At 70.7% G+C, this 4,046-nt stretch carries 3 protein-coding genes; 2 read left to right on the forward strand and 1 reads right to left on the reverse strand.

The features are described from left to right. Positions 1 to 72: 72 nt before the first annotated feature. Positions 73 to 882, forward strand: a complete 810-nt coding sequence (locus tag AOK17_RS46680; RefSeq protein WP_055618704.1) for an Fpg/Nei family DNA glycosylase — start codon at positions 73 to 75, stop codon at positions 880 to 882. Between the two features lie 88 nt (positions 883 to 970). Here AOK17_RS46680 and AOK17_RS46685 read toward each other — a convergent pair whose 3' ends face one another. Then, a complete protein-coding gene (locus AOK17_RS46685; RefSeq protein WP_055618705.1) occupies positions 971 to 2,209 on the reverse strand; it encodes a GNAT family N-acetyltransferase in 1,239 nt (412 codons plus the stop codon). Between the two features lie 186 nt (positions 2,210 to 2,395). Here AOK17_RS46685 and AOK17_RS46690 point away from each other — a divergent pair, with 186 nt between their 5' ends. Next, positions 2,396 to 3,577 carry a PP2C family protein-serine/threonine phosphatase gene (locus tag AOK17_RS46690; protein ID WP_055618706.1) on the forward strand — a complete coding sequence of 394 codons (1,182 nt, stop codon included), beginning with the start codon at positions 2,396 to 2,398 and terminating at the stop codon, positions 3,575 to 3,577. Positions 3,578 to 4,046 lie beyond the last annotated feature (469 nt).

Genomic DNA, 4,046 nt, shown 5'->3' on the forward strand with positions numbered 1-4,046 from the left:
GTTCCGGGAAGGGGCGGGGCTGGGGAAGAGGAACCGTTTGTACGGCGACCGCACACCGACCAGGAGGCCCCCGTGCCCGAAGGGCACACCATTCATCGGCTGGCCGAGGACTACATCTCCGGCTTCGGTGGACGCAGGGCACGCGTCACCAGCCCCCAGGGCAAGTTCACAGACGCCGCAGCCCTCCTGAACGGCACGGAATTCACCACGGCGGAAGCCCACGGCAAACACCTCTTCCTCCGCTTCGAGTCCGAGGACTGGATCCACATCCACCTCGGCCTCTTCGGCAAGGTGAACTTCGGCACCACCCCCGCACCCCCACCCACGGACACGGTCCGCCTGAGACTCGCGAACGACACCACGTACGTGGACCTCCGCGGCCCCACCACCTGCACGCTGATCACCGACACGGAGAAGCAGGCGATCCACGCCCGCCTGGGCCCGGACCCGCTGCGCGAGGACGCGGAACCGGCCCGTGCGTACAGCCGCGTCTCCCGCAGCCGTTCGACGGTCGCCGCCCTCCTCATGGACCAGAAGATCATCGCGGGCGTGGGCAACGTCTACCGTGCCGAGGTCCTCTTCCGGCACGGCATCGACCCGTACAGAGCGGGCAAGGACATCACGGCGGCCGAGTGGGACGCGATCTGGGCGGATCTGGTCGCGCTCATGCGCGAGGGCGTGCGCAACAACCGCATCGACACCGTCCGCCCGGAGCACGAACCGGAGGCGATGGGCCGCCCGCCGCGCAAGGACGACCACGGCGGCGAGGTCTACGTGTACCGCAGGGCCAACCTGCCCTGCCTCATCTGTGGCGGCGAGATCCGCACCGCCGATCTCGCCGCCCGCAACCTCTTCTGGTGCCCGACCTGCCAGAAGACCTGAAAGCCGGTGGTGGCCTGAGAGCCATCAGGCCTGATGACTATCAGGCTTGAAAGTCACCGGGCCTGACAGCAGGCAGGCCAGATACCGCTCAGAAGCCGTGCGGCAGCCAAGGCGCCACGACGGAGGAGAAGCCGAGCGAGGCCTCCGCGAGGGCGCCCTGGCGCAGCTCCCGCACCCGCCCCGCCGCGGCGAGCGAGGCGAGGGACACGCCACCGAGATAGGCCGACCCCAACTCCCGTACGGACAGGGTGAGATCGGCCGCGTCGGCCGTCCGCGTGCAGGACGCTCCCTTCGTCGCGTCACCCGTGAGCCGCCAACGCCCCTCGTTCCAGGGGCAGAAGGCGTCCTCGACCTCGAACACGACGTCCACCGGCGCCTGGTACGTCCGTGCCTCCAGCGCCGCCCCGACGTCGACGAGCCGCACGTGCAGCGAGTCGCGGAACGACAGGCCGCACCGCCGGGCGTCGGAGACCAGGTGCTGCCAGGCGTCGTCGACGGGGCGGCTGTGGGTCTTCACCGTCGACGTCAGGTCGATGCCGAAGAGGTGCTGCCACAGCGCGGCGTACGCGGCCGGGTCGAGCGCCTCCAGGTCGCGCAGCTCGATGGTGCCGGCGGGGCCGGCCGAGTCCCACTCCGGCTTGTTGAAGTACCGGGCGTAGCCGACCACTTCGCCGTCCCGCTCCGCGAGCACGCACTGCAGCGGCGAGCTGCCCTTGCGGTCGCTCTCCGGGTCGAGCAGCGGCAGCCGCTCCCAGCCGGGCCTGCGCTCCAGCATCCCGGGCCTGCCCGCCACCTGACGCGCGTACAAGGCCTCGCAGGCGTCGCGTACGTCCGGCGCGTCCGGCACCACGAGCCGCAGCCGTACGTCGTCCGTGCCCTCCGGCACCGACAGCCGCACCCGGGACGTGTCGATCTCGGCGCGCAGTTGATGTGTCGCCACGCCGTAGCCGAACCGGCCGTAGATGGCCGGCTCGGACGCCGTGAGCACGGCGAGCGGCTCGCCCCAGGACCGTACGTCGTCCAGCTGGCGCCGCATCATCGACCGCAGCACACCGCGCCTGCGGTGCGTCGAGGAGACGCTCACCATCGTGACGCCGGCCGCCTGCACGGCGGCGCCGCCCGGGACGGTGACCCGGAACGTGAACGCACCGGTCGTGCCCACGCAGTCGTCGCCGTCCCAGGCGCCGATGAACCGGTCGTGCTCCGTGAGGTCGCTCCACAGCGACCTCTCCTCGGGGGATTCCGCGACCCCGCCGAACGCGAGCTCCAGTTTCCCGTACCACTTGTCCCAGTCGTCCGGGCGCAGCACGCGCAGTTCTGTCGTCATGTCCTCATGCCTACCAGGGCAATCCGGGATGAGCGACTGTATTTCTCCCCGCTCGGCGATGTCGGGTCCGCATCCGGCCGTACGCTCTGCGAGGGCCGGAATTCCCTGTGACTTCCGTCCCCGGACGGGGGACAAGTGGGACCTCCCGTGCCAAGCACCTGGTCCGATGGATAGGGTCCCGAACTAATGGCAGCAGGACGAGAGCGGCGCGCTGAAGCCGATACGTTCACGGCCCGGTTGAAGAAGCAGGTTCACCGGGTCCGCACCGGCCTGCGCAGATCCGCTGTCGACTACTTCCGCGGCGACGGCTCCGACTGGGTCGCGCTCGCCGGTCTGCTGCTGACCATTCCCGTGATCGCCTGCCTCACACTCATGAACTCGGTGTGGTGCTCGCCGGCGCTGCTGGTCCTGCCGATCGTCGCCGGCGGGCTGCTGCTGCGGCCGTCGAGCCTGCTCGGGCTGTACGCGGCGGCTGCCACCGCGCTGATCGTGGAGTCCGTGAAACTCGGGCCGTACACGGAGGGGCCTTCCCGGGTGACACCCGGGATCGTGCTGGTCGTGGCCGCGTGCGGGTTCTTCGGGCTGCTGATCGCCCAGTTCCGCAGCCGGGTGGGTGTGCCGTGGCGGCGGGGCGGGACCATGCTGTTCGACCTGCGTGAGCGGATCCGGGTGCAGAGCAAGTTGCCGAAGCTGCCGATGGGTTGGCATCGGGAGATGGCCCTGCGGCCGGCCGGCGGGCAGTCGTTCTCCGGCGACTTCGTCGTCGCGGCCCGTACGAATGGTGGTCGCACGCTCGAAGTTGTCCTGACGGACGTCTCCGGCAAGGGGATGGACGCGGGGTCGCGTGCGCTGCTGTTGTCGGGGGCGTTCGGGGGGCTGCTGGGCTCGCTTCCCCCGCACGCGTTCCTGCCCGCGGCGAACGGGTACTTGCTCCGGCAGGACTGGGACGAGGGGTTCGCCACGTCCATCCACCTGGTCCTGGATCTGGACTCGGGGGACTACGAGTTGTTCTCGGCGGGACACCCTCCGGGGCTTCAGCTCAGCGCGGGGAGTGGGCGCTGGGAGGAGAAGGCTGCCGAGGGGCCGTTGCTGGGGGTGTACGACGGGGCCCAGTTCGACCCGGTGAAGGGTTCGCTGCGGCCCGGAGACGTCCTGATGCTCTTCACGGACGGACTGGTCGAGACGTCCGAGCGGGACATCGTCGAGGGCATCGACCGCCTCACCGGCGAGGCCGACCGGTACGTGGCCGGGGGCTTCCACGGCGCCGCCTGGCACCTCATCGAGGCCGTCGCCAAGGACGTGAACGACGACCGGGCGCTGTTGCTGATCTGCCGCGAGGGGGCGACGACGGGGCCGGCGACGGTCTGAGTCGTTCGGGTGTCGGTGTCGGTGTCGGTGTCGCTGTCGGGTCCGGTGCCGGTGTCGCTGTCGGGTCCGGGTTCGGGCCCGGGTCTGGGTCGATGTTCGGGTCGGTGTTCGGCTGCGGGTGTGTTGTGGCTGGTCGCGCAGTTCCCCGCGCCCCTGGGTGGGTGGGGCCGAGGCTCGCCTCCAGGGTGAGGGGCCGCGTCGGAATGTCCGCCCGCAGCGGAAGACGCAAGGTCCGGTCGCCACGGTGCCGCCTGCCCGTGTCGCCGTAAGCTGCGGCCACACATCCCGCCACGTCCCCTCAGGCCAGCACACCACCAGGCGCGCGAGCCGGAAGGGGCGCCCCTTCCAGGGGCGCGGAAAACGACGGGCGACGCCCTTCAGGGGCGCGGGGAACGGCGCGGGCAACGGGGGCGGACCGTCACATGGCGAACTGACCTCGGCCACCGGTGTCTTCAGGGGCGCGGGGAAC

It is taken from the genome of Streptomyces phaeochromogenes (assembly GCF_001418655.1).
Lineage (GTDB): Bacteria > Actinomycetota > Actinomycetes > Streptomycetales > Streptomycetaceae > Streptomyces > Streptomyces phaeochromogenes.